The organism is Legionella stuttgartensis, from assembly GCF_977063405.2.
Genome location: NZ_CDRUHA020000057.1, coordinates 233,281 through 258,069 on the forward strand (window position 1 = coordinate 233,281; position 24,789 = coordinate 258,069).

Consider the following 24,789-nt stretch of genomic DNA (forward strand, 5'->3'; position numbering starts at 1 on the left):
TCTTTACTTTACTCATGGTACTATCTTGCCAGACCTTTAGCCAAGTTCAAGAGTTTACATTGAATAATGGATTAAAAATATTGGTAAAAGAAGATCATCGAGCGCCGATCGCGGTATCAATGATTTGGTATAATGTAGGATCTGCCGATGAACCCGGTGGAATTACAGGTGTATCGCATGCGATGGAACATATGATGTTCAAAGGCACCCAAAAATTTCCTTTAGGGGTATTTTCCAAAGTTATAGCGACCATTGGTGGCCAAGCAAATGCTTTTACCAATAATGACTATACGGCTTTTTTTGAAAAAATAGATGCTTCAAAACTTGCTACCAGTTTTGAGCTCGAAGCAGATCGCATGAATCATTTGCTTCTTGATGCCAATGAGTTCGCCAAAGAAATTAAAGTAATTCAGGAAGAACGACGTCTTCGAACAGATGATAATCCACAAGCACTTGCTTTTGAGCGTTTTCTGGCAACGGCACATCTTAGCGCCCCCTACCATCATCCAGTTATTGGCTGGATGAGTGATCTGCGACATATGTCCGTTGAAGATTTGCAAGAATGGTATAAAAAATATTATGCGCCTAATAATGCAACCTTAGTGGTAGTAGGAGATGTTAATCCAGAACATGTTCGTACTTTGGCAGAAAAGTATTTTGGTGCCATACCAAAACATCCTATTCCTGAGCGAAAAGTACAAAATGAACCACCAGCATTAGGTCAAAAGATTGTTCATATCCAAACCGCAGCAAAATTACCTTTACTCATGATGGGTTATTCCGTTCCTAGTGTGAATACTGCTAAAAAAGAATACGAACCCTATGCTTTGGAGGTCATCGCTGGAATTTTAGATGCTGGTGAGAGTGCTCGTTTTTCGAAAAATTTGATTCGTGGTACGCATATTGCCACAGGTGCTGATACCTATTACAACCCATACACAAGATATCAAACCCAATTCATTGTTTATGGTTCTCCCAGTCAAAATCATACTTTAACTGATTTACAAAATGGAATTCTTAAAGAACTGGATGATTTGAAAAAAAATCCGGTTAACGAGATAGAATTGCAGCGCATTAAACATCAAATCATTGCGCAGAAAACGTTCGAAAAGGATTCAATTTTTGGCCAAGCCTCAGAATTAGGTCTTTTAGAAACCATTGGGATTGGTTGGCAAAAGGCAAATGATTATACCAAAGCAATCAATGCAATTACGCCACAGCAAGTTCAGGAAACCGCCCAACATTATTTTCAAGAAAAAAACATGACGACGGCAATATTAGAACCTCAACCACAAAGGGCAGCACCATGAGAATTTTTAGCGCATGTATTTTGGCATTGATGATCGGACTGTCAACCACAACGACAGCAAGTACGTTCAAAACAGAAAAATGGCTTACTAAAAATGGAGTCCAGGTCGTTTTTTATCCTGCGATGGAAGTGCCCATGCTTGATATCAGCATCGCTTTCGCGGCAGGGTCAGCATATGATGAAAACCAATTTGGATTAAGTGCTTTAACAAGTCGTGTCATGAACCAAGGCAATGCAGGGCAAGATGCAAACAAAATCGCTGAGTCCCTGGCAGATGTGGGGGCTCAATACAAAGCAGAGATTAACAGAGATATGGTGATATTTAGCCTTAGAACACTAGTTGATCCAAAAGCATTGCCCAAAGCAGCGACTACCTTTGCACAAATCATTAATCATCCAGATTTTCCAGATCAAGCGTTTACAAGAGAAAAAAAGCAACTGTTGATGGCTATTGAGCAACGCCAAGATTCGCCTGAGGAAGTAGCAAACCTTCATTTTTTCCAAACCTTATATCAGCAACATCCCTATGCACATCCTGTTAACGGTACCGCCGAGACAGTTAATGCCATCAATATGAGTCAAGTAATTGAATTTAATAAACGTTATTATGTCGCAAAAAACGCTATTTTAGTGATGGTAGGCGCAATTACTTGTGAAACAGCCCATCAGCTTGCTGATCAACTGACTCAAGAACTTCCCGAAGGACATGCTGCGCCTCCTATTCCCAAAGCTATGCAATTAACTCAAGCAGATACAGTAAATATTCCATTTTCTTCTACTCAAACTGTGATCCGCCTCGGCCAGATAGGTATTGACCATCATGCCCCCAATTATTTTCCTCTTATCGTAGGAAATTATATTTTAGGTGGTGGTGCTTTAGTCTCTCAACTCGCTATCGAAGTTAGAGAAAAAAGAGGTCTGACTTACGGTATTGATAGTCAATTTGTCCCTATGTCCGGTAAAGGTCCTTTCCTCATCAGTTTATCGACAAAGAATAATCAAACCAAAAATGCATTGGACATCATACAAAATGTGTTGCGAACCTATATTAATAAAGGTCCAACGGATGAAGAACTAAATGCTGCGAAACAATATCTTACTGGAAGTTTCCCCCTTTCTTTATCAGGTAATCGCAGTATTGCAAATATTTTATTGCGGATGACTTTTTATCATTTACCAGAGGATTTTCTCGACACCTATACTGCCCGCATTAATGCAGTGACCAACGAGCAAATAAAACAAGCCTTTCAACAACAAGTTAATCCCGATAAATTACTATTGCTTACCGTAGGTAAATCGTGAAACAAATCATTCGTATTATAGGCGGGTTATATCGAGGAAAAAAATTACATTTCCCAGATGTAGAGGGGCTACGCCCCACCCCAGATCGGGTGCGTGAGACTTTATTTAACTGGCTTATGCATGACATCCGAGAGGCACGCTGCCTGGATGCTTTTGCAGGTAGTGGTGCCTTAGGTTTGGAGGCATTTTCTAGAGGAGCGGCACGAGTAGTTTTTCTTGAGCAATCGCCCAAAGCGTATACCAATTTACAGAAAATCATCACTGGGTTTAACAGTCCAAAACTCAAATTACTGCAAACAGATGCACTACAATATCTTCACCACAATCAAGAAGAGTTTGATATCATTTTTCTGGATCCCCCTTTTGCTCAGAATTTTCTCCCTCAATGTATTTCATCTATTGCACGAAGTAATATTCTTAAACCTGGAGGTCTAGTTTACCTGGAATCTCCTACCGTTATCGACTTGGATGAAACACAGTGGCGTCAAATAAAACTAAAACAAGCAGGACAAGTCGTTTATGCTTTGTTTGAAAAATTAAATTAATTTGTACCTTTTCAGTCTCCACACAACGAAATGTAAATATAGAAAAATTCTCTACTCCAATGACGAATTTAGCTTCACTGCATCTAGGCTACGTTAGGATTTCCCACGAATATTTTGCTAAGTTATTTCCGTTTAAATTCATACAATTCCTCATTTATAGGCTTGACAAGGAGCCTAGCTCCTGTTTCAATCAAACGAATATTTCCAGACATTAAAGAAGATTGAATGAACAATAAGCTTCTCATGCTATTTATTGCCTCAGTCCTGCTTGTGGGTTGTAAACATGGTGGAGTACTCTTTAAAAAACCACCGGTAAACAATCCTAGCGATGATGCTACAATTAAATTAGCAGAAGCAGCTGTATCTGTAAGCGATTCCATGCATGAAATGGCTCGCGTCGAAAAAGAAATTTTACCGCCAAATAAAGACAACACGCTCACGATACCTAATGCATACAACTTACAAGCCAGAGCAAGTGTGGATTGGTCAGGTCCAATTGAAGAGTTAACCGCTCGTATTGCTAAATCAGCTCATTTTCGACTGCGTGTCTTAGGAAAAGCACCTTCAATTCCAGTTTTAATTAGTCTTAATATTAAAGATCAGAGTCTAGCTGAAATCCTGCGTGATATAGATTATCAAGCGGGTAGAAAAGCTTATATTCATGTTTATCCTAACAGTCAGGTTGTCGAATTACGCTATGCCAAAATTTATTCCTAGCTTAATAGTTATTGTATTATCTGCTTCGTTGCTTGCATGCCACTCCTCAAAAAATATGGGGGATACTACCTCATTAGCAGGATTACAAGCTATGGCCAATGTGAATGTGAAGCAACGGAATAAAAAACAAAACGGTAAAATTCGCCAAATGGCTTTAAAAGAAACTGCTTTAAGCCTCGGCGCACAAGCAGGGTTAGCCGCGCGAGCAAAAGTTATTGACGAGCACCTGATCAGGCAATCACGTAGACTCGATGCCATTTATGATTTTAATTCCCTGATACTGGAACACAATATCTTACCTCCAGTGCTCTTGGAAGGCAGAAATACTCTAAATCTTGCTGATGCGCAAACCATTCGCATCTCTGACCGTACTTATAGAGTTGCAAAACAAGCCCATTTTGTTACGACTCCACCCACTTGGCGGCAATATTTATGGCTCGATTATGTGAAACCAGAATATCCTCACTATACACTGTTGCCTAAAACCAAAGTTGAGAAAAAAATATGGTGTATCTATACCGCCAAAGGCTGGAAAAATGGTATCGATCAAGCAAATACCATTCTTGAAGAAAATATAGCGCGGATTAAAGAAGATTTTGGTGGAATGATTCTTTATAGAAAATTATTAGCAATGAATATGGTAACTCCTCCTTATGTCTCTCACACCGACTTAGGAATCACAGGGGATGCCTCAGAAATCCATATTGATGATCGCGTATTAAGAATTACTGCTTTACCCGCTCTAAATATAAACAGTGACCAATGGCGAGCAGCGGTTTCCAAAGATGAAAATGCTTTAGAGCAATTCAAAAACATGGAAAAATTAGCAAATCGTTCTAAAATTATAATAACGGATAAATCTTGGCAGCCTACAATTGCTCCAATTAACGATAACAATAGAATTCACTGATACGAAGTATGAATAACAATTCTTATTTAATGCCCGATGAACCAACGCGTTTTACTCCGCTTTTTATGGATAAAATGTTAGAGCACACAGAACGTCTCAATGCTTCCGACATCACAATCCAAACAGGCGAACCAATTTACGCCGAGGTTTACGGAAAACTATTACGAATTACTAATCGTCGTTTATCTAATACCGAACTTGGTGATTTAATTAATGCGATATATGGCCCCAACGCCACGACCCAGCTTCTTTCCGGTAAGGACATTGATACCCACTATGAATTTCGCCCTAATCGGGGTGTTCGCTACCGTTATCGGGTCAATGGAACAGCATGTCTTGTAGAAGGTCATGATGCGATCCAAATCACGTTAAGAACCATTCCGACTACCCCTCCTAGACTTGAAACGATGAATCTGCCAGATAATATACTTCAAGCCATCGCGCCTCAGGAAGGTATTGTATTTATCACAGGCGCAACCGGTTCCGGTAAATCAACATTACTGGCCTCCATTATTCGTGATTTGATCGAAACCGAAGATTCAAACCGTAAAGTACTCACTTATGAATCTCCAATTGAATTTGTGTATGATGAAATTGAGACTATATCTGCTGTAGTTAGCCAATCAGAAATCCCTCGGCATTTACCGAGCTTTGCAGATGGAGTAAGAAATGCTTTGCGACGCAAACCTCGTTTAATCATGGTTGGTGAGTGTCGTGATGCAGAAACGATTAGTGCCGCATTAGAAGCAGCACTTACCGGACACCCCGTTTATACAACGCTGCATACTTCGGGTGTTGCCGAAACCATGCGTCGTCTGGTTACTTCATTCTCTGGTGAAGAGCGATTAGGTAGAACTATTGATATTCTTGAAACCATTAGACTCTGTATTTGGCAAAAACTTGTTCCTACCGTAGACGAAAAAAGGGTCGCTTTAAGGGAGTATTTAGTATTTGACGAAGAAGTTCGCGATATTTTACTTGAAAGTGATCCCAACGAGGTAACCTCTGCTACCCGTAAACTGGTACGACAAAAGGGTCAACTTATGACCTGGGATGCGAAAACAAAATTCGAGCAAGGTATTATTAGTGAGCGCGTTTACAAATTAATTATTGCTGGTGCCAAAGAATATCAACAATAAGATCACTGAAGAGTCTTTTAAGTATAATGTATACGACATCCTGAACAATGTACGTCATGACTTTATCCATCACGTTTTATTTTAGCTATAATTTAAGAGAAGGTATTTTTTGGGTTACCAACACTTAGGAATTATATGCTTGATCCTGTTGTACTGTTAGATGCCTCATTGAGGGATGGAGGACATAGAACTAATTTTATTTTTGAAGACATTCAGCTAGAAAATATCCTTCGTCCTCTTGATAACTCAGGCATTGAATATATTGAAGTCGGTTATCGCAATGGTACTTTTGCACCTCTCCAAGTAGGTAGAGCGGGCTTGTGCGCCAAAGATTACCTGCTTCTTTGTCGCTCTTTGATTCAAAAAGCAAAAATGGCGGTCATGGTTTTTCCAAACAAATTCACTCAAACAGATCTTGAAGAACTCAAAGAATGTGGTGTCGAATTATTAAGATTCTGCTTTCCTAAAAACGAACTTGCATCCGTTTTGCCTAAAATTAAAATGGCCAAAGAGGCAAACATGGAAGTCGCAGTTAATTTAATGTGTATTTCTTTTTACGAAGAAAATGAACTTGATGATTCAATCAAACAAATAAGCGAATATGCACCTGATATCATTTATTTTGCAGACTCAAACGGAAGCTTACTCCCAACACGGATCCCCCAACTTTATGAGCGGTATATTAATAAATATCCCCTCCAATTTGGTTTTCATGCTCATGACAATCTTGGTCTCGCTCAAGCGAATGCTCTGGCCGCAATGAGCTGCGGAGTTCGCTATATCGATGCAACACTTGCAGGTATGGGTAAAGGCATTGGTAATTTGAAAACAGAATTTTTTGTTGCTTATTTACATTCGATTCAATTAAAAAAATACAATCTAGATAGCATCTTAGAAGCAGCAAATTTTGTTCGCAGCTCATTAAAGATAGGTCAAGAACCGATTGAAATGTCGGAGTTTATTCGCGGAATTACTGATCTTTCAATTGTAAATTATCCTAAATAATAGTGTTACAAATATAGTGACCACATCATCCTGAGAAGTTCACCACGAAGGAGCTCCTCTTTGAGCATTGTATTTTATTTATAGGTCGAAAGCTTGCTGGATCCCCCTCACTTCCTTTGGGATGACGCCCGTTATACTTAAAAGACTCTTCAGTGCTTGTAACCTTGTGGCACGAAAGCAAAATCCAGGGTTTTCTTGATATACATTTCCCGGGTTCCGCTTTTGCGGTACCCAGGCTACACTCGTTGTTTATTTAAAGGTGGCTCATATTGATTGATTCTTGAGATTCTTCAACAACAGCAGCGCTCAATGCCTCAGAAAATTTACTATTGGGTTTGTCTAAATACCCTTTGGCCAGAGCTTTTAGATCTTGATTTTCAGGATCTTTCTCTATGGCTTTTTCTAATTGTTGAATTTTTTTATCTCTCATATCACTAGTGAAATCTTTATATCTTTGTTTGACTTCATCACGTGCTTCTTGATTCACATGTTCAAAACCGCCTTTGCGATTTGCTTCCTGACAGAGAAGGACTCCATGAATATTAGCGCGCGTATTTGCAATGGTACAATTATCATATTTTTGAGGTTTTTGATTGATAGTAGAGACAGGGTCTTTACCTTGAGTAACCTGATTAATGTGTTCCATAATTTGTGCATGGGATTTTCCATTATCATGGCCACTCATGACATTGTTAATGAAGTCTGAAGTAATATCCTTCGTATCTACCTCATAAATTTGTGTCCCATGCTTTCCTGCAGCACCTTCGCCTCGGTTGGTAAATACTAAATAGGTTTTGTCTGGATTTCCTTCCACTGGTACAAAAGATAATCCCATCGCGTGTCCTTTGCAATTAATAGGAACACTGGTTATATCTCCTGATTGTATTCGTTTAGAAAGCGCATTCCCTGCTTCGGGACTTCCTTCGGGAGTACTATGTTGAAAATTTGCGGTTTTATTTGCAAAAGCAAACGCATCTGAAATTTGCTTGAAGTCTTGTTTTGCGGGTTCTTTACTACAGCTCTGACTATAGTCCTTTACCGTATCCGTCATCAATTGGTATGTAGGTCCGACAGGAGCGCGCTGTGAGGAAACCCCATCTTGGCTGATCATTACTATTCCCAGTACGAGACCAAATTCTTTCACTGGATGTAACTTAGTAGGAGCTGAAGGGGCATAATCCTCAGGAGGAGAAATTACCTTTTGTTGGAGTGCCTCTTGTCCACGTTTACTATTTATGGCGATATCGTATTCCTCTAGTGCCTGAGCATCATATTCGGCACCAGAATCGAGTAAGGTTCTTACTAGAGAGAAATCCTGATCTTGCAGCGCTTGCACTAAAGGAGTCTGTCCCCGTGCATTTTTTGCAGTATTTAAAGCGGTAGGTAGATCTTGATAGCCGCTGTTCTTGGCAATCTCTGTTAATGGAACTTTCAAGTCAAATTGTTCTTCAAAGTTTGCTGTACGTCTGTTTTGCAGAAAAACAAACAGTTCTTGCAGAAATCGCTCTTCATCCATTTTTGCTTTTTGCAATGCATTAAGCTTATCCTGATTCAAATCTGGATGACTCGTTATAGTACTGTTAGGAGCAGATAATTCGACCATAATAGAATTTAACTCAAGTGTTTATTTAATATACAATTATAACATACTGGATAATGTATTTCCTGCCAAATGAGCATCAAGTGTCTCCCTGATGCTCACTTTTATTCAACCTTACTTTGTTATTGGCATATCGGAACCGCCCAAGTCTTGATTGGAACTACTCTTTTTTTTTGAGGATTTACCCTTAGATTTTCCATCTCCACCGCTATCGCTCTCAGGGCTACTTGGAGTAGAGTTACCTTGAGCAGAAACATCACCACCGCCACCACCTTTGCCCAGAAGTCCCTTGGCCATACTAACACCTTTCACACCATATCCACCCAAAGTCTTATCGATTTGACCCTGTGCGGTCTGGGTTTCTTTTCCTGCTTCCTGGGTCTTACCTTTCACTTCTTCACCCCATTGTGAGGCCTCTTGGCCTATGCTTTCAGGGGTGCCTCCTATCCATCGTAAGACTTTATCCGGTAAATAGGTGATTAGGGTAAATGACTTTTGTATGATCGTCAGATACAAAGTGGTATACGTCAATATTGAGAAGAAGAATGCATAAATTCCAGCCCAATCCGTATAACTTACGCCCCCGATTCCTGAGCCTGAAGAAGATGGAGAGGAACCCAGAAGTCCTTCAACAAGGACCGAGTTATCCGTATGTTCCTGTTGCATGAAGGACACGGCCTGATCGTATCCTGCATTTAAAATCCACACGCCCACATAAGAGAGCGCAATGGCAGTAATATAACCAATAATCATCATGGAAGGTCTGAGGAAGACATTCACCAGAATCATGATTGCTGCCTCACCTTTACCAAAGGCATCATGTCCTTCTGGGTGCGTCACACCCAATGCGACAATCGGTGCGGCAACCATCGCTTCGATAACTGAAATCAACCAACCTAAAGCACCAAAAGTAAAAATCACATAGGGCAACAACGGAATGTAATACGCTGTAGTAAAACCGACACTAACCATTACGCCTACCCAAGCAATTACAAGCGGCATCGCTAATGACATCATGGCAAAAATAAAGACACCAAATACTGGGATCAGTGCACTGGAGATTGCCATATTTAACAACATCATCCATAAGTTACCGGCAAAATTAATGTAATAATTCCCCATATTTGCCAATGCAACAACTGGATTTACTCCAGGTTCAGCAAGAATCTTGACTCCCTGTTGGAAGATATTTGCCATCCCCTGCAATGGAATCATTAAAAATGCCATTACAACCTGATTAATAATCTGACCAAATATATCCAGGAACAGGTTATATATAGTTACTAAGATGATGTTATAAAATATATTTCCTAGAATTTGTCCTAAGCAAATTGAAAAGAAGGGTTTGACTTCGCCACAAGAAAAATTTTGTCGCTGCAAGCGATATAAATCTGTATTTATCGCGAAATTGATTGTATTGGCAAAGGTCAGTGGCTGAACACCAGGTTGACCAGGAGTTTGCATCATTAATGCATTGTTAATATACCCATAAGTCGTAGATGAGGGGGCACTTCCCACTGCAGTCATGTTAGAAGACAACGAAGGTTTTTTAGGTGGAGACGTACTAGTAATTAAAGCCTGTACATTTTGTATTTTTTGTAGTCCGTCACTATTTTCACCCAGCCAGGAACATAAGTTTGAAAAATCTTTGTCTTTCATATTTCCTGGACCACAGGTTACGGTCTTTCCATCCGTGCTAATAACAAACGGACTCGCCATGGTTGTAGGGTCAAAAGAGCTTGAATCCAGTCCTGTCTTTGAATCAACTTGTCCCGCATTTTCTATAGATGAGGTACCTTGAATTTGTACTAGATTAAAGAAGTACGCACCAGCCATTATCCATCCCTGCGTCGTTGCTTTATTGATAAACTCAGTGGATTTATTCTGATTTGATGATTGGGAAATAAGACGGGCTAGATTAACTGTTGGCATCATAATACCATTGTAATCATTAATCGCATTGATAATTTCGGCGCCATTAAATAAGACTCCGCCTACTGAAGAACCTTGCACTGGTCCCCAAATCACACATTTATCTTTAGGAGACGTACTGCTGTTATAAGTAGTACAAACTGTTCCATTCTCTTTATAAGGGACACCAAATTGTTGCATTGCAACTGGAGAATATGGAGTAGTATTACTATTGGTATTCGTCGTTGACGACATCTGAGGATCATTGCTCACCATAGTTCGAGCGACAGAGGTCAAATCCATATACATTTGCTGAACAGCAATTCCTCGCGACAATTGCGTCGCTGCTATTTCTGCTGGAGTCAACGTGTTATTTCCAACTTTCACATTATTCCCTGCAGTAGGTTTCGCTGAAAACTCTTTACTACCAAACTTAGAGTTCAGGGTGCTAATATTATTCCAAACGATGGTGCCACAAATCCCATTTAAAAAACTATAAGGTGAACTAGAGTCGAAATTGGGCATGCTTACATTCCAAGAAGAATTCGTTGGGGAAGCATTTTGAACAGACACAGCATTAACTGAACTTAAAAAATCAGGGACCACAGTAGAGCAAAATTTCTGCATTTGCGACCCCTGTTCAGCAGAGTAACATGCTCCTGATTGTTTGGATTGAGCATCAAGAAGATCTTGTCGTGTATTTTCTAGTTGTCTTTGTATGCCGAGCATACATACTTGCCCAGCAAGCATATTGACCGCACCAGTAGCAATACCCGCCATTCCTGAAGTGCTCGAATTCTCCGTCAAGGAGGCAGTTGGATTTATCTGCTGGGCTTGAATAATAACGCCACCCCGATTCAAATAGCTTAACGCCGCATCCCACACTTTATCTGCTGCACCAACTCCTTGCACAACGATCCACATGACAAAAATTTGCATTAAGCAATAGCCAGATGTTTTGGGAATTAATAAAGCCAAACCTAGAGTGGAACGGATTGGAATCCATATTGAAGACCATTTTTGGCCCAGCATCTGCCCTTCATGAGCGGTATTCATGGTAGACACGATTAGGGTATACATAATAATGATCCCCCCCAATGCCAAAACTGCAGCATTAAATACTGCAAACATGCTTCCCATGATTTGGCTACCGGTACCGCTTAAAACGCCATCAACAACACCAAATAAATTACCAAGAAATACAACAGAATAATCACTCGCAGGAGGGGCAAAACTTAAAGAACCATCCGCTAAAACAAGACCAGGACACACAAGGAGAAGTAGCGCTACAAACAACTTATTCATTTCTTTCTCCCAACAACCCCTTCCTATACCATTCATTAAAGGTACATCCTAACTTACGATTTTTTATTTGATAGTACCAAAAGTGGTAACGAAAGGCTAAAACCAATGCAATCAAAGTAACAACGAGGCTTACAAGAAACGCTTTTATCGAACCATAAAAAAGCTGAAATACAGCATATCCCATAATCAAAAGAGCGGCTAATAGCATAATAATACTCAATCGAAATAAAGATTTTTGTTTGATAAGTATACTCTCATCGGTCAGATTCAAGAGTTTAACTGCTTCGTTAAATGACTCACCCTCAACTTTTTTCTGCGGGACAAATAAACGCTTAAAACCATTTACCAAATACAAAGTAAAGGCCTTCATTCGATCCCAATCAAACCACCTACGAACATTAATGATTCTTCTGAGCAGATTACCAATTCTCGACTGCTTTTTCATATTTTTTACTTCTTTCTTTTATCTTTCATAATATACTATAGTAGTAAGTAATGATTTCGTCCATCCGCTGAAAATACAGTAAAGAAAGAGTAAAAATATGCCTGATCTTAGTCATGAAGCGTCTGCTCAATATTGGTTTGAATATGTTGATCCTATGATATATAGGGTGATTACCTTTATGGAAAGTGTAGAGGATTGGACTCTGGATGGAAATCCAGAGTTTGAACGAGCCATGGAGCAATTAGGCAAAGAACTTGATGACATAGAAAAAATAGATATGAGTCTCTTATCAGAAGAAGATAAATTTATTCGTATTGTAGGAAATATCAAATCAGGTCGAGGACTACGTCTGCTGCAAGCAATTGATACAGTGCATCCAGGTAGTGCTTCACGTGTTTTGATTCATGCCGAAGAGACAAGCACTGGAAGCCATGATCCTGCTGGGGTTTTTCTCAAAAGAAATATCGTATTTGAGCGTCTCAGATTGTTGTCGCGCGTTTTTTGCCAGTACCGTCTAAAACTTGTTTTACGTGCACTTGAAGGGGAAGAATAAATGAAATTAGCGTCCAAATTTGTATTGCTCAATGCGCTTTGTTTTGCTGTATTTCCAGCCGCAGCTCAGGATACAAACGATTCATATAATCAACAACAAACCTCTACTAATACTCAAAAATTGGTAGAATATTTCCAAAATTTTGGTAATTATTTAGGTTACAATGTAACGCAATCGCCTACCCAAGATAATCAAAACTACTCAATAAGCTATTCGCTCCTCAATTTAACAACCTCCCAACTCGCGCAGGCCTATCAGTTTTATACTTTATTAGGCTCGATTCCAGTGAACACATTCACTGCGGGTAGTAGTAATGGAGGAAGCAGTGGGGGTGGAACAAATACAGGAAATGCAGGTAATCCCTACGCCCAGTTTCTGCCTAATGAAAGCACTGGCACATCAAGCCTTAACCCGAGTGCCTCAATCCTTAACCCCCTGGCTAATAATGCGTTCCCCAGTTACAATACAACGTCACCTTCTGGACAAGTGACCGTAAACAGTTTAATAGACCAAAAAACTTATCAACAAGATCCAGTAAGCCAAGCAGTATTAAATATTTTGGGAACTCCTAGTTATACGTACTGTATGGATTATAAGACTGCACAAACCTTTGATGGGAACTGCTCTTTCCTTTATGAAACCTTAGTACCTACAAATGTGGTAGGAGAAATTCCTAATGCGACTACTTTTTTCAGCCCTAATTACCTCCAACAATTCTTAAATCATCTTAATAGTAACGCTTTAACAGGGCCATTGATGTATTCAAATCAAGACCTTGGCAGTACTCAGGGCACGGGTGACATGCCCAAAAATGGTTTACTAGCACAAAATCAAGAACAACTTGCAGCGAATTTTATTCGCTACGTTACAGGTAGCGTAATTCCCATTTCATTACCTAAATGGAAAGATTATGATACTTTATACGGTAGAAGCCTGATGAAATCGATTACTTCCACCCCATCAACCTCTCAAATGCAGGCGACGCAAACGCTTGCTAAATATCTTGCAAGTTTACGTACCTATGCGGCACAAAACTCGGTTGGAATAAGTAACCTTTATTACATCATGTCAAAAAGAATGCCTCAAACTTCCCCTAACCAGCAGAGTGGGAGTCAAACGAGCCAAGCGCTGAACGAGTTTAATATGGCAACCTGGAGATTATATAATACTACTAGTGCTGGTAGTACGGACAGTACTGGTGCAGGTGGTACGGGTACAGGTGGTGGAACTGGTACAGGTGGGACTGGACCGAATAATACTCCATGGATTAATAGTTTGAATAACGCGCCACCTGCTGTAGTACAAAAAGAGATTGCGATATTGCTTGCTGAAATCAATTATCAGCTTTATTTAGATCGTCAAATTCATGAACGTCTACTAATGACTAACAGCATCTTGTTATTACAAAGTGTTCGTACAGGTGCCCCCTCAACTGATTTTACAGCAGTACAATAACCGTAGCTAAATTCGGGGTGAAAGAAACTCCTTTCACCCCAACCACTAAAACTTAGCTTGCCTAAATCACTGCATCGCTAGAGTTCACCGTGAGTTACAGACATCGTTTTTTAAAAAAGTCTTTAACAAATCATTTTAAAAAACATGGTGCAAAAAATGATGCATATGATATGATTTCACCCACATTGAAACCTCTAGTTTTTAAGACAACTTAAGGCTTGATATTTTCTAAAATCAACAAAAAATGTCTTGTTTTTCAATTACTAAGACCAGCATAGTATACGCAACAATAGGCGCGCCATTAGGTTCGGAAAATCACGATGTATCTCGCCTATATGAAAATATCAAATCTTAATAAATTAACCTTAATGAACGAGCCAATATGTCCAAAATTAATACCTATACTTTTTATGTCGACGGAATGACCTGTGTCAGTTGTAGTGGATCTCTTGAGTACCACTTAAGACAAATACTCGAGGACAGAATAAAAAAGTTCCATGCAGATGTCACCACAGCCGATCCTAAAAAAGTAATAATTGAGCTAGTGCACGATGAAAAACTTGGGGACAAATATAAAGAATGGACCGAAGTAAAAGGCTATATTGATGAGCTATTTAGTTGTAGAGAATATGAATATTCATCAACAAAAGAAGCACCCAAAAAAGAGGCACAAGTTACCCATCAGCAAACCAATAACTTAGAGAAAGCTAAAAGCTTCTTTACATCGCATTGGTTCCTTGGTGCAATAGGGTGCATCTCAGGACTTGCAGTACTCATCATTTGTCTCGCTACAAGTGGACTCTCATTACCTGTAATGGGCTCGCTTGCCTTTTTTAGTACTTTATTAACTCTAATGTTAGGTGCAAATTCCTATCACGACGCTTGGAACAAACTGACCAAGGCGGGAACGTTAACTATGGATAGCTTATTTGCACTCAGTACGGCCTCCATCTTAATCGTTTCCATTGCTTCGCTATTTCTACCCTGGCTTCCCATGATGTTTGAAGCCGGTTTGCTTATTTATGGATTTAGACATATAGGAATTGCCATAGAAGAGACCATTAAAGAAAAAATTGGTACAGCAAAATTTCAAGACAGAGCTCCTAGAACTGTGCGAAAAAGAACTATTCAAGGTTTAGAGGAAATTGATTTAGATAAGATCAAAGTAGATGACATAATTATTGTGCATTCGGGAGAAACAATTCCTCTTGATGGCATTTGTGAGGATGAAAGTCTTATCTACAAGACTATTGATACGGGCGCCATTTTTCCACAATATTTTTACCCGCAAACCGAAGTGCTCGCCGGCATGCGCTTAGCCGACAATGAAAAGCCGTTAGCAATACGTGTTACAAAAACTCAAAGCCACTCCTACTTAGCACGACTCGATAAAGCAATAGAACTATCAGCATTGGAAAAAGCACCTATTGAAATAAAAACAGGTCAATTACTCACTTATTTTATCCCACTCGTAATTGCACTGGCAGCAACTTCTGGAGTAATTATTGGAATCTTTTTTCCTGCAGCTGTAGCAATTCAATGTGCTGTATCGGTTCTAGTAAGTGCGTGTCCTTGTACTTTAGGCTTGATTACTCCTTTAGCAGTAAAAACAGGGATGCATAAAGCAGCAGAGCATGGAGTACAATTTAAAAGTGCTAAAACACTACAGCAAGCAGAACAAGTAGACACTGTCATTTTTGATTTAAATGGTACCCTTACTACTGGAGTCCCTAGCGTAAAAGAACTGTATTTGTTCGAAGAAAGTAAACTTACGGAACTGGATTTTCTGTCCTATTGTGCTGCTCTTGAAAAACAATCAAGCCACCCTATAGGGAAAGCTATTTATTCTTTTGCGAGTCAATACAAGATAACAGATGTTGAAGCAGATTTGTTGGATCACTCTCATCATTCTGGGATTTCTGGGAAAATAAAAGATAAGAATTATGTCATCGGCAGTATGACTGTAATGAATGAAAAAGGAATCAAAATACCGGTCAATTTCAAGCAACCCAAGTTACAAGCTGGTGATCAAATAGTTTATGTATCACGGAATAAGACGGCAATTGGATTTATGGTCATAACAGATCCTCTGCGTGATGATGCGTTCTGTACTATTAAAGCATTGAAAGCAATGGGCAAAGAAATCTGTTTATGTACCGGTGCAGATGAGGAAACCGCTCATCGTTATGCTAAAGCGCTTGGCATTAAAACAGTTTACGCTAACTGCATTGCAAGTTCTGCTGAAAGAAAAGAGCAGCAATCAAAAACATCCCATATTCAAGCCTTAAGAAAAAAAGGACATAAGGTAGCCATGATAGGAGATGCAGGCAATGATACGCCTGCAATTACAGCCAGCGACTTAGGTATCGCAGTAGTTTCCGATGGCAGTGATATATTAACCCAGCAGGCAGCAGGTATTGTAATTCATAATGGAGCGTTATTATCTATCGCCTCTGCCTTTGCTGTCTCCAAACAAACCGTTTCCAATATAAATCAAAATTTGGTGATGAGCCTGGTTTACAATCTCGGTTCAATTTTGGTTTCGGGTGGATTACTCGTTGCGGTAGGCCTAACTATTAATCCTGTCGTCGGAGTTGCGTTAATGATCCTCCAAGCCTGTATGATTTTAATGAATGTCTATCGCTTTAAACAACAACCACTGGAACATTTACAAGAAGAGAAAAAGCAATATCAAGAAGCAAGCTCTCCACGAGAATCCTCTCATGTAAAAATGAACCAATGTACACCTGAATATTCAAAAGACTCTCTGTATGCTCGAGAGCCTACCCATGTTAAATCGGCAAAACCTTCAGCAACCTCTTTTTTTTGGAATTATTGCATGTCTAATGAGCCTTCAACTGAAGAAGAAGTTGAGCTTCATTTATTTACAGATAATGAGGATGAGTCTATTTGTAATATTGACGGAAGCTGTACCTTTAAGTGCTGATCTGAGCCTGGGCAGCAGAGTCCAGCCTTACTTTATTACTGGCTCTCACGAGAATACATTCTCCCAAGCGTCACCCCGAACTAAGTGAAGGATCTCCTGATATGATCAGCGAGAGCTCCTTCGTCGTAAACTCCTCAGGATGGCGCGCTTTAAAACGCCTCAGAATGATGGACGTGAAGTTTCACTACGTTCCACCTGGCAACAAGAAGTACAACTCGATTAAGCAGGTGATTTATATTTATCTAAAATAGTGGACAGCTTCTCCATCACCTCATCGACAGAAATTAACTGCATGGGTTCATCACCATGTACATGCTGCCCCCAAACATCTTCTATGCGTTTACTACCTAAAATTTTTTCTGCTGCCTCAGGATAATGATTCACAACTAAATGCTGGAAAAGATAAGGACCCGAAATAAGTGGGTTAGTCACCGCATGTAATGCGATCACTGGAGTATTTACCGCAGTAGACATATGTGATGGCCCTGTATCAGGACAAAGGACAACCGTTGCTTTACTGATGAGCGCCAATAATTGTTTGGGTTTTGTTTTACCAACAAGATTAATGGCAGGAATAACTTGGGTAATTTGGTCCGCCAAGTGTTTATCGAAATCAATTGGTCCACCTGTTATTACCACTTGTACATTCCATTTTTCCCTCGCCTTTTGCAAGACCTCAATATAACGAGCAACAGGCCAACTCCGCTCCGGTTTGCTTGCAGCAGGATTAACCACTAAAATTGGACCTTGCTTGGGTAAATGTTGTGTTGCCCATTCATAATCTGCAGCAGTAATAGGTAAATCCCAACGAATAACACGTTCCTTTATTCCTAAAGCCTGGGCAAACTTCAAGAATCCATCTAAAGTGTGCTCTAAACCAGGAGTTATTCGCTCATTAACAAATAAACCATGAGCGTCATTCGCTCGATGCTCATCGTAACCAATTTTTCGTTTTGCTTTGATAAACGGATAGAGTAAATTCGTTCTTAGACTCGCTTGCGGTGCTAATAATACATCAAAGGTACGTCCTTTCATTTGTTTTTTAAAGCGCCAATAATCTGCAATATTGTTCGGTTTATCAATTAAAATAAACTCTACTCCATCCATCCCTTCCACCAAATCAAAAGCAGGTTTGGAAATAATCCATGTCAACTTTGCTTGTGGCAAACTGGCTTGTAAGGTTCTAATCAGGGGCACCGCCATTAGAACATCACCTAATGCAGATAATCGTACAATACAAATGGATTTAATCATTCTGTAATACGAACCTCGAACCACAATAAGGACAAACTTCTACGCCAGTTTTTTCAATTGGCAAATAAACCTTAGGATGAGCATTCCATAAGATCATATCTTTTGTGGGACAGCTCAGAGGTAATTCATTACGATGTACCACGTAATTTTTTTTCGTACTTGCAGGTTCTTTTTTAGCTTTTAACATAATGTTCCTCTAACTCTTATTTACTAAGATTATCTAATATTTCCTCGATTTTCGCTATAATCTCATCGCGAAAAGCCTCATTTTGTGGATCATAATAAAAAGCGTCCCCCCAATGCCTAAGCCACGTTAATTGACGTTTCGCCAATTGCCGAGTAGCTGCAATGCCTTTGTCACGCATTATAGAATAATCATAATCACCTTGAAGAAATTCCAGTGCCTGTCGATACCCTACGCAACGCATTGCAGGTAAATTCATAGTTAAATGCCATTTTTGCTGTAACTGCTTTACTTCTTCAATAAAACCTTCAGCTAACATATGATCAAAGCGTAGTGCAATACGTTCATGCAGCCACGCTCTTTGCTCTGGAAAAAGAATAAAATTGACAAAATGATGGTCGGGCGTTTCCTTATCTTGTTCAAGAAAAGCAGATAAGGTTTTACCTGTCAAATAATACACTTCTAGCGCACGTTGAATTCGTTGTGTATCATGCGCGTGAATTCGTGCAGCTGATTCAGGATCAATAGCTAATAATTTCTGATGGAGAGCAGACCAACCATATAAAGCGGCATCGTCCTCCAGTTGTCGGCGTACAACCGGATTGGCTTCTGGTAAAGTTGAGAGCCCCTTTTGTAATGCATTAAAATACATCATCGTCCCTCCTACAAGTAAAGGAATTTTTCCTTTCTTGTCAATCTCTTCACACAAAGACAACGCATCCGTACAAAATTGAGCTGCAGAATAAGACTCAATAGGATCTTTAATATCAATTAAATGATGTGGAGCAATTTGTAACTCTTCGTGTGTTGGCTTGGCTGTTCCGATATTCATATCCCGATAGATCATTGCGGAATCGACACTAATAAGTTCAAAAGGATATCGTTTAACTAACTCACAAGCTAAAGCCGTTTTTCCTGCGGCAGTGGGTCCCATCAAACAAAAAACTAATTTAACCATTCATTATCTCATTTAAAAAACAAGCGGTAGCTTATCATTAAAGTCCCCTCTCCTACTCGTGGGAGAGGGTTAGGGTGGGGGTCCCTATCGGGCACCTCCTCTCTTATAGGGAGAAGGGTATTTCTTTAATTCAATTACGCCTCAATTATGCATCTACAAATTTTTTACACTCTTCATTGGTTAATGCTCTGAATAAGCCCTGTCTTTTATTATCCTCTTTATATATTTTAAGTAATAATTCATTCAATTCCATTTTTTCCTCAAGACTCAAAAGTCTGGGATCAAATATTTGTGATTGATTCATCAATTCAAGCAATTGATCTTGCTGAACTACATCGCACTCAGCAATAGAATCGAGGAATAACCGTAAATCTAAATGCGGCATACAAAGCGGTATGCTACGAATGAGTACTTCATTATCTTCCCTCCACTCAAGATTTATTCCTAATGATTTGAGATTCTGTACTAACTTTATAGCACTACTATGACGCTCTTGTGGAAAAGAATAACGAATGGGTACCAATAAAGGTCTACTTGCCAAAGGGAAAAGCAAATGAGGTATTTGCTCTTGTATGCGATATTGGTACAAGGTCATGATATCAACAACATAGGGTTGTTGATTTATGAATACTAAGATGTATCTGCTATTTAAAATGATCCAAGATAATTCCGGTTCACAATGATAAATGCTTTTACTTGGGGCAACTAATTTAGGATAAGGCTCATAAATCGTTTGAACTCGATTTTGATGCATTGGTTCGCTTAATCCATATGCAGCTTCTTCGTTAATCTCTTTTTTTGACTTCAATGCCGCAGTCAATTGTGATGTAAAAAAATCGAATACTAAACGGGGCTGTTGAAAGCGGACTTCGTGTTTGGTGGGATGCACATTTACATCGACTTCTGCATGATTAACCATAAGATATAATACGCACGCAGGAAAGCGACCAGGGTGCAGTAAACCATCATAAGCTTGCTTTAGCGCCTGGTGAATTAGCTTGTCTTTTACCATACGCTGATTAATATAAACCCATAAACGATCATTTTGACTGCGCTGGAAATTTGAGTTACTTATCCAACCGCAGAGTTTCATTGCACCATGTTCCACATCAAGATAAATTGATTCTTTAACAAAAGCACTACCAAATATACGGGTTATACGAGTTAAACGAGTTTGTTCATTGATTGCAGCAGGAAGAGCTAAAACCTGTTTTCCATTATGCTTTAGTGTGAGTGCAATGCCCGGAGCGCTTAAAGCAAAACGCTTCACTGTGGTTTCTATAGCCTGAAACTCCAGTTTTTCGCTTTTTAAAAATCGTTTTCGAACGGGTGCATTAAAAAATAAATCAACGACATCGACCGTCGTTCCTACGGCACGAGCACAAGGGGAAATCGACCGTTCGAGGCCATGTACTCGCAGCATTGTCGCGGTCTCTTGATATTCAGGTTTAGAACTAATAGTGACTTTTGCTATTGAAGCAATACTGGCTAATGCTTCACCACGGAAACCCATACTATTAATTGCATATAAATCATCAAGTTTGCTGATTTTGCTGGTCGCATGCGCAGCAATTGCCAAAGGCAAGTCTTCTGCAACAATACCCATTCCATTATCGCTGATCTTTATTTGATTGAGACCGCCATAACCTATTTCAATAGTGATAGCATCAGCGCCTGCATCAAAAGAATTTTCCAGCAACTCTTTCACTACTGACGCAGGTCGCTCTATTACTTCTCCCGCAGCAATTTGATTTGCTATGAGCGGGGGTAATTGATGAATTCTTATGCCCATGCTGGAGGAATCACCAGTTTTTGGCCAGGCTTAAGTCGAGTGATTCCGCGCAAATGATTCGTGGATTGTAGGGCTGCCACTGAAACATGATAACGCGCCGCAATTGCAGGCAATGTTTCTCCAGCGCGAACCAAATGAATATTATTGGTCGTCATTGCTTCAATACGGGATCCATGAGGAGGATTTTCCCAGAAATATCCTTTAATGCCTTGAAAAATCGCCTGGCTCAAACGAGTTTGATACGAAGGATTCGTTAAATTACGTTCCTCAATTGGATTTGAAATAAATCCTGTTTCTACCAAAATCGAAGGAATATCTGCAGACTTCAAAACAACAAACCCAGCCTGCTCCACCTTAGTATTATGCAAGTTAGTGAAATTACCCAATTGGTTTAAAACACGACTTCCCATTTGCAAGCCAGAATTAATTGTTGCTGTTTGTGATAAATCAATCAGAACGGAGCGCACAACACCATTTTGGTCATCCAAATCGCCTAGATTAACTCCCCCTAATTCTGAATAGTTCTCTTTTTCTGCAAGCCAACGTGCTGCCTCACTGGTAGCACCTCTTTGCGATAAAGCAAATACTGAGGCACCATTTGAATGCGGGTTATTAAATGCATCCGCATGAATCGCAACGAATACATCGCCATTATATTTTCTGGCAATATCCAGACGCTGGCGCAGACCTACATAATAATCTCCAGAACGGGTTAGCACAGCACGCATCCCGGGTTGTCTATCAATCAATTGTTTGAGTTTCAAAGTAATTGCTAATACGACATCTTTTTCTCGACTACGGTGTGGACCTCTAGCCCCAGGATCCTTACCTCCATGGCCGGCATCTAAAACAATAATGACATCACGTAGTTTAGAAGGTCCACCACTTACCTTAATTGGCCGTTGATTTGCTAGAATAGGAAGCGTTGGCTGCTTTGTCTCAATTTTTACAGGCAATTTTGGCTGTTGTATTTTCTGTGTGGTGTATGTTTTTGGGGCTACGTAACCAGCTTTCGGAGGAGTACGTGCGGCAATGGGCGCCACGAGATGACCGCTATGTAATAAATCAACACGTACACCTCCAAAAGCACCATTGGGTTTCCAAGGAGATGTTCTTAGTTGTACCTTTTGATTGACTTCAAACACGAGCCTCAGTGTTCTAGGATCCGAATGACCACTACGAACTTGTCGGACTAATCCATTGATTAACCCCAATTGGTTTAAATCGACAGCCAATTGAGTCTCTTTTAAGTCCAATACAACTCGTTCAGGATTACTTAAAATAAATACTTTATGGGTGAATGGACCATTAAGTGTTAGAAAAAGTGATGTTTGATTTCCTTGCTGTTTTAAAACAATTGTTTTCAATTGGGCACTAAATGTTGTGATAGAGCAAAGACACATCACCACAAAACACCAGAAGCGAAATATCATATTTCACCTGCAAGACGCACTAAAATATTTTTACCGGCTGCGCTCAATGCCTTAATTTGCATTTCACGTCCAGCCCCCTTAATAGCTAACTTAAAACGAATATCGACTTGTGGCAATGCTCCTCCCGCATTCTCAGCCCATTCAATACAACAGATGCTCTCGTGGGTAAAATAATCTCTAAATCCAAGATATTCCAACTCTTCCTCATGATGAATGCGATAGAGATCAAAATGATGTATGGTTAGATGATTACATTGATAACTTTCTACTAAAGAAAAAGTAGGGCTTTTAATTGTAGATTGAACGCCCATATGTCTCAACATGGAGCGAATAATAGTTGTTTTTCCTGCCCCAAGATCCCCACTAAAGGTCATAATTAAAGAAGGGCAAAGACAAGAAGCCAGATGCGAGGCAAACTGTTCACTGGCTTTCTCATCAGGTAAATCGACTGTTATAACAGCATTTAATTCACTATTTGTCATCATTCAGGATAATTCAATACATGAGGTAAAACATCAAATAAATCACTGGCCAATAAACCAGCTCCTCCCAATTTTTTTGCGACTCGATCCCCTGCTACTGCGTGAGCCCACACACCGCATTTTGCTGCGTCAGATAAAGAGTATCCTTGAGCGCAAAGACCCGCAATAATACCGCTTAATACGTCACCCATACCAGCGCTAGCCATGGCTGGATTACCTCGAGGACAAACAGAAGTATCTTTCTCTGTTTGAATCACGGTACCCGCCCCTTTCAACACAACGACTCCGCCATATTGTTTCTGGATGTTTGTCGCAGCCTGATATCTATCTTTCTGAATCAAATCAGTAGAAGAAGAAAGCAAACAAGCTGCTTCGCCTGGATGTGGTGTCAATATCCAATTATCATCCAGTTGAGGATTCTCAGCTAACAATCTTAACGCTGATGCATCAATAACCATAGGTAATTGTGAAGTAATCGCAGTCAAAAACAGATTTATCGCCCATTCACTTTCCCCTAGGCCTGGACCAATAACACAGACCGTAGCTTGAGCCAAAAGCGGTTTTAGATCTTGGGCCGTTTCAACGCCGCTTACCATCGCTTCGGGAATTAATGATAAGGCGCTTTTGGCATGTTCCGGCCAGGTAGCCACAGTCACTGCACCGGCTCCTGTCCGCATTACGGCTTTAGCAGCCAAACTAATAGCGCCAGGCATTCCTGGGCCTCCGCCAATTACTAAAACATGGCCATAATTCCCCTTATGCGAATTTTTTTTTCGTTTAGTAAGTGGTAGAGATAAAGTATCTGAGCTTAAAAGACGAGCAGTTGGCGCCAATTGAGACACGCATGAATCAAGTTGCAAAGAACAACAATGAATCTCACCACAATAATCTGGGCCATCGGCAGTATACATGCCTGATTTTTGCGCAATAAATGTTAACGTAGTATTGGCTTTAACACAAAAATTCTCTACCTTTCCTGTGTCGGCATTAAGACCCGAAGGTATATCCAAAGCTACAACAGGTAGACCACTGGCATTGATCTGATTAATTGCCGATGCAATAACTCCATGCACAGGTCCTTTTAGACCAATCCCTAAAAGAGCGTCAATGATTAATTCTACTTCACTCTCTAATGGTTCATCTGCAGCTTGACACTCAACCCCTGAGTTTATGGCCATTAATGCTGCGTGTTGTGCAGCAAAAGGGAGATCAGCCACTGCTTTACATTGGTAAATCGTAACTAATAAACCATGCTCATGTGCTAATCTGGCAACCACATATCCATCACCAGCATTATTTCCAGCCCCGCAATATACCGCAATATGTCGTACGTGTGGATAAAGTTTTATTATAAGAAAAAAAGCTTCTGCTCCTGCGCGAGACATCAGTGCATTTTCATCCAATTGATACAAAGAAGTAGCTTGTTGCTCACACGTTCTAATTTGCTCACAACGATAAAGGGCATTTGCTGGCATGATCATCTTGTGCTCCAAATCTACTATTTCGAACACTTTCTTATATGTAGTCTAGTTTATAACATTGT

At 39.9% G+C, this 24,789-nt stretch carries 20 protein-coding genes; 10 read left to right on the top strand and 10 right to left on the bottom strand.

Annotation, left to right across the window (positions count from 1 at the left end; genetic code table 11):
* Positions 1–14: 14 nt before the first annotated feature.
* From ACWTEW_RS16465 to ACWTEW_RS16495, 7 genes are all read left to right on the top strand, one after another.
* Entirely contained in the window at positions 15–1,310 is a 1,296-nt protein-coding gene (locus tag ACWTEW_RS16465; RefSeq protein ID WP_454782802.1) for a M16 family metallopeptidase, read from the top strand.
* Complete coding sequence (locus ACWTEW_RS16470; RefSeq protein WP_454782745.1) at positions 1,307–2,611, top strand: M16 family metallopeptidase; 1,305 nt, start codon at positions 1,307–1,309, stop codon at positions 2,609–2,611. Before ACWTEW_RS16465 ends, ACWTEW_RS16470 begins: the two co-directional genes overlap by 4 nt.
* Entirely contained in the window at positions 2,608–3,156 is a 549-nt protein-coding gene (gene rsmD, locus ACWTEW_RS16475; RefSeq protein ID WP_454782746.1) for a 16S rRNA (guanine(966)-N(2))-methyltransferase RsmD, read from the top strand. The genes ACWTEW_RS16470 and rsmD overlap by 4 nt, the downstream gene beginning before the upstream one ends.
* A 225-nt stretch (positions 3,157–3,381) precedes the next feature.
* Positions 3,382–3,873 carry a type IVB secretion system lipoprotein DotD gene (gene dotD / locus ACWTEW_RS16480; protein WP_454782747.1) on the top strand — a complete coding sequence of 164 codons (492 nt, stop codon included), beginning with the start codon at positions 3,382–3,384 and terminating at the stop codon, positions 3,871–3,873.
* Positions 3,854–4,783 carry a type IV secretion system DotC family protein gene (locus tag ACWTEW_RS16485; RefSeq protein WP_454782748.1) on the top strand — a complete coding sequence of 310 codons (930 nt, stop codon included), beginning with the start codon at positions 3,854–3,856 and terminating at the stop codon, positions 4,781–4,783. The genes dotD and ACWTEW_RS16485 overlap by 20 nt, the downstream gene beginning before the upstream one ends.
* Positions 4,784–4,791: 8 nt before the next feature.
* Positions 4,792–5,922 (top strand): Dot/Icm type IV secretion system ATPase DotB, encoded by a 1,131-nt coding sequence (gene dotB / locus ACWTEW_RS16490; protein ID WP_454782749.1) that lies wholly within the window; start codon positions 4,792–4,794, stop codon positions 5,920–5,922.
* Positions 5,923–6,057: 135 nt separating this feature from the next.
* Positions 6,058–6,927, top strand: a complete 870-nt coding sequence (locus ACWTEW_RS16495) for a beta/alpha barrel domain-containing protein (RefSeq protein WP_454782750.1) — start codon at positions 6,058–6,060, stop codon at positions 6,925–6,927.
* A gap of 253 nt (positions 6,928–7,180) precedes the next feature.
* On the opposite strand, the gene ankD is transcribed toward ACWTEW_RS16495, so the two are convergent.
* The 3 genes from ankD to icmV form a co-directional block, all read right to left on the bottom strand.
* Complete coding sequence (gene ankD / locus ACWTEW_RS16500) at positions 7,181–8,530, bottom strand: Dot/Icm T4SS effector AnkD/LegA15 (RefSeq protein ID WP_454782751.1); 1,350 nt, start codon at positions 8,528–8,530, stop codon at positions 7,181–7,183.
* Positions 8,531–8,641: 111 nt separating this feature from the next.
* The gene (dotA, locus tag ACWTEW_RS16505; protein WP_454782752.1) at positions 8,642–11,743 is read right to left on the bottom strand and encodes a type IVB secretion system protein DotA; all 3,102 of its coding nucleotides are present in this window, start codon (positions 11,741–11,743) and stop codon (positions 8,642–8,644) included.
* On the bottom strand, positions 11,736–12,188 hold the full coding sequence (icmV, locus tag ACWTEW_RS16510) for a type IVB secretion system protein IcmV (protein ID WP_454782753.1): 453 nt from the start codon (positions 12,186–12,188) through the stop codon (positions 11,736–11,738). Before icmV ends, dotA begins: the two co-directional genes overlap by 8 nt.
* A gap of 97 nt (positions 12,189–12,285) precedes the next feature.
* On the opposite strand from icmV, the gene icmW reads away from it, so the two are divergent.
* The 3 genes from icmW (at position 12,286) to ACWTEW_RS16525 (ending at position 17,143) form a co-directional block, all read left to right on the top strand.
* Positions 12,286–12,741 (top strand): type IVB secretion system protein IcmW, encoded by a 456-nt coding sequence (gene icmW, locus ACWTEW_RS16515; protein WP_454782754.1) that lies wholly within the window; start codon positions 12,286–12,288, stop codon positions 12,739–12,741.
* Positions 12,742–14,196, top strand: coding sequence for a type IVB secretion system protein IcmX (gene icmX / locus ACWTEW_RS16520; protein WP_454782755.1), 1,455 nt, complete (start codon positions 12,742–12,744; stop codon positions 14,194–14,196).
* A gap of 382 nt (positions 14,197–14,578) precedes the next feature.
* On the top strand, positions 14,579–17,143 hold the full coding sequence (locus ACWTEW_RS16525) for a heavy metal translocating P-type ATPase (protein ID WP_454782756.1): 2,565 nt from the start codon (positions 14,579–14,581) through the stop codon (positions 17,141–17,143).
* 219 nt (positions 17,144–17,362) lie between these two features.
* Here ACWTEW_RS16525 and ACWTEW_RS16530 read toward each other — a convergent pair whose 3' ends face one another.
* The 7 genes from ACWTEW_RS16530 to ACWTEW_RS16560 all read right to left on the bottom strand — a co-directional run bounded on the left by ACWTEW_RS16530 (position 17,363) and on the right by ACWTEW_RS16560 (position 24,721).
* Entirely contained in the window at positions 17,363–18,397 is a 1,035-nt protein-coding gene (locus ACWTEW_RS16530) for a glycosyltransferase family 9 protein (protein ID WP_454782757.1), read from the bottom strand.
* On the bottom strand, positions 18,390–18,584 hold the full coding sequence (locus ACWTEW_RS16535) for a zinc-finger domain-containing protein (protein WP_058468769.1): 195 nt from the start codon (positions 18,582–18,584) through the stop codon (positions 18,390–18,392). The genes ACWTEW_RS16530 and ACWTEW_RS16535 overlap by 8 nt, the downstream gene beginning before the upstream one ends.
* A 16-nt stretch (positions 18,585–18,600) precedes the next feature.
* Positions 18,601–19,539: a tRNA (adenosine(37)-N6)-dimethylallyltransferase MiaA gene (gene miaA, locus ACWTEW_RS16540; protein WP_454782758.1), complete on the bottom strand. Its 939-nt coding sequence runs from the start codon at positions 19,537–19,539 to the stop codon at positions 18,601–18,603.
* 145 nt (positions 19,540–19,684) lie between these two features.
* The gene (gene mutL / locus ACWTEW_RS16545) at positions 19,685–21,331 is read right to left on the bottom strand and encodes a DNA mismatch repair endonuclease MutL (RefSeq protein WP_454782759.1); all 1,647 of its coding nucleotides are present in this window, start codon (positions 21,329–21,331) and stop codon (positions 19,685–19,687) included.
* A complete protein-coding gene (locus ACWTEW_RS16550) occupies positions 21,322–22,764 on the bottom strand; it encodes an N-acetylmuramoyl-L-alanine amidase family protein (protein ID WP_454782760.1) in 1,443 nt (480 codons plus the stop codon). The genes mutL and ACWTEW_RS16550 overlap by 10 nt, the downstream gene beginning before the upstream one ends.
* Positions 22,761–23,246, bottom strand: coding sequence for a tRNA (adenosine(37)-N6)-threonylcarbamoyltransferase complex ATPase subunit type 1 TsaE (gene tsaE, locus ACWTEW_RS16555; RefSeq protein WP_454782803.1), 486 nt, complete (start codon positions 23,244–23,246; stop codon positions 22,761–22,763). Before tsaE ends, ACWTEW_RS16550 begins: the two co-directional genes overlap by 4 nt.
* On the bottom strand, positions 23,246–24,721 hold the full coding sequence (locus tag ACWTEW_RS16560; protein ID WP_454782804.1) for an NAD(P)H-hydrate dehydratase: 1,476 nt from the start codon (positions 24,719–24,721) through the stop codon (positions 23,246–23,248). The genes tsaE and ACWTEW_RS16560 overlap by 1 nt, the downstream gene beginning before the upstream one ends.
* Positions 24,722–24,789 lie beyond the last annotated feature (68 nt).

What these genes read in the sequence shown, in the direction of transcription:
- ACWTEW_RS16465 (WP_454782802.1), top strand. Translation starts at nt 15, where the DNA reads ATGGTACTATCTTGCCAGACCTTTAGCCAAGTTCAAGAGTTTACATTG.
- ACWTEW_RS16470 (WP_454782745.1), top strand. Translation starts at nt 1,307, where the DNA reads ATGAGAATTTTTAGCGCATGTATTTTGGCATTGATGATCGGACTGTCA.
- dotD (WP_454782747.1), top strand. Translation starts at nt 3,382, where the DNA reads ATGAACAATAAGCTTCTCATGCTATTTATTGCCTCAGTCCTGCTTGTG.
- ACWTEW_RS16485 (WP_454782748.1), top strand. Translation starts at nt 3,854, where the DNA reads ATGCCAAAATTTATTCCTAGCTTAATAGTTATTGTATTATCTGCTTCG.
- dotB (WP_454782749.1), top strand. Translation starts at nt 4,792, where the DNA reads ATGAATAACAATTCTTATTTAATGCCCGATGAACCAACGCGTTTTACT.
- ACWTEW_RS16495 (WP_454782750.1), top strand. Translation starts at nt 6,058, where the DNA reads ATGCTTGATCCTGTTGTACTGTTAGATGCCTCATTGAGGGATGGAGGA.
- ankD (WP_454782751.1), bottom strand. Translation starts at nt 8,530, where the DNA reads ATGGTCGAATTATCTGCTCCTAACAGTACTATAACGAGTCATCCAGAT.
- dotA (WP_454782752.1), bottom strand. Translation starts at nt 11,743, where the DNA reads ATGAATAAGTTGTTTGTAGCGCTACTTCTCCTTGTGTGTCCTGGTCTT.
- icmV (WP_454782753.1), bottom strand. Translation starts at nt 12,188, where the DNA reads ATGAAAAAGCAGTCGAGAATTGGTAATCTGCTCAGAAGAATCATTAAT.
- icmW (WP_454782754.1), top strand. Translation starts at nt 12,286, where the DNA reads ATGCCTGATCTTAGTCATGAAGCGTCTGCTCAATATTGGTTTGAATAT.
- icmX (WP_454782755.1), top strand. Translation starts at nt 12,742, where the DNA reads ATGAAATTAGCGTCCAAATTTGTATTGCTCAATGCGCTTTGTTTTGCT.
- ACWTEW_RS16525 (WP_454782756.1), top strand. Translation starts at nt 14,579, where the DNA reads ATGTCCAAAATTAATACCTATACTTTTTATGTCGACGGAATGACCTGT.
- ACWTEW_RS16530 (WP_454782757.1), bottom strand. Translation starts at nt 18,397, where the DNA reads ATGATTAAATCCATTTGTATTGTACGATTATCTGCATTAGGTGATGTT.
- ACWTEW_RS16535 (WP_058468769.1), bottom strand. Translation starts at nt 18,584, where the DNA reads ATGTTAAAAGCTAAAAAAGAACCTGCAAGTACGAAAAAAAATTACGTG.
- miaA (WP_454782758.1), bottom strand. Translation starts at nt 19,539, where the DNA reads ATGGTTAAATTAGTTTTTTGTTTGATGGGACCCACTGCCGCAGGAAAA.
- mutL (WP_454782759.1), bottom strand. Translation starts at nt 21,331, where the DNA reads ATGGGCATAAGAATTCATCAATTACCCCCGCTCATAGCAAATCAAATT.
- ACWTEW_RS16550 (WP_454782760.1), bottom strand. Translation starts at nt 22,764, where the DNA reads ATGATATTTCGCTTCTGGTGTTTTGTGGTGATGTGTCTTTGCTCTATC.
- tsaE (WP_454782803.1), bottom strand. Translation starts at nt 23,246, where the DNA reads ATGACAAATAGTGAATTAAATGCTGTTATAACAGTCGATTTACCTGAT.
- ACWTEW_RS16560 (WP_454782804.1), bottom strand. Translation starts at nt 24,721, where the DNA reads ATGCCAGCAAATGCCCTTTATCGTTGTGAGCAAATTAGAACGTGTGAG.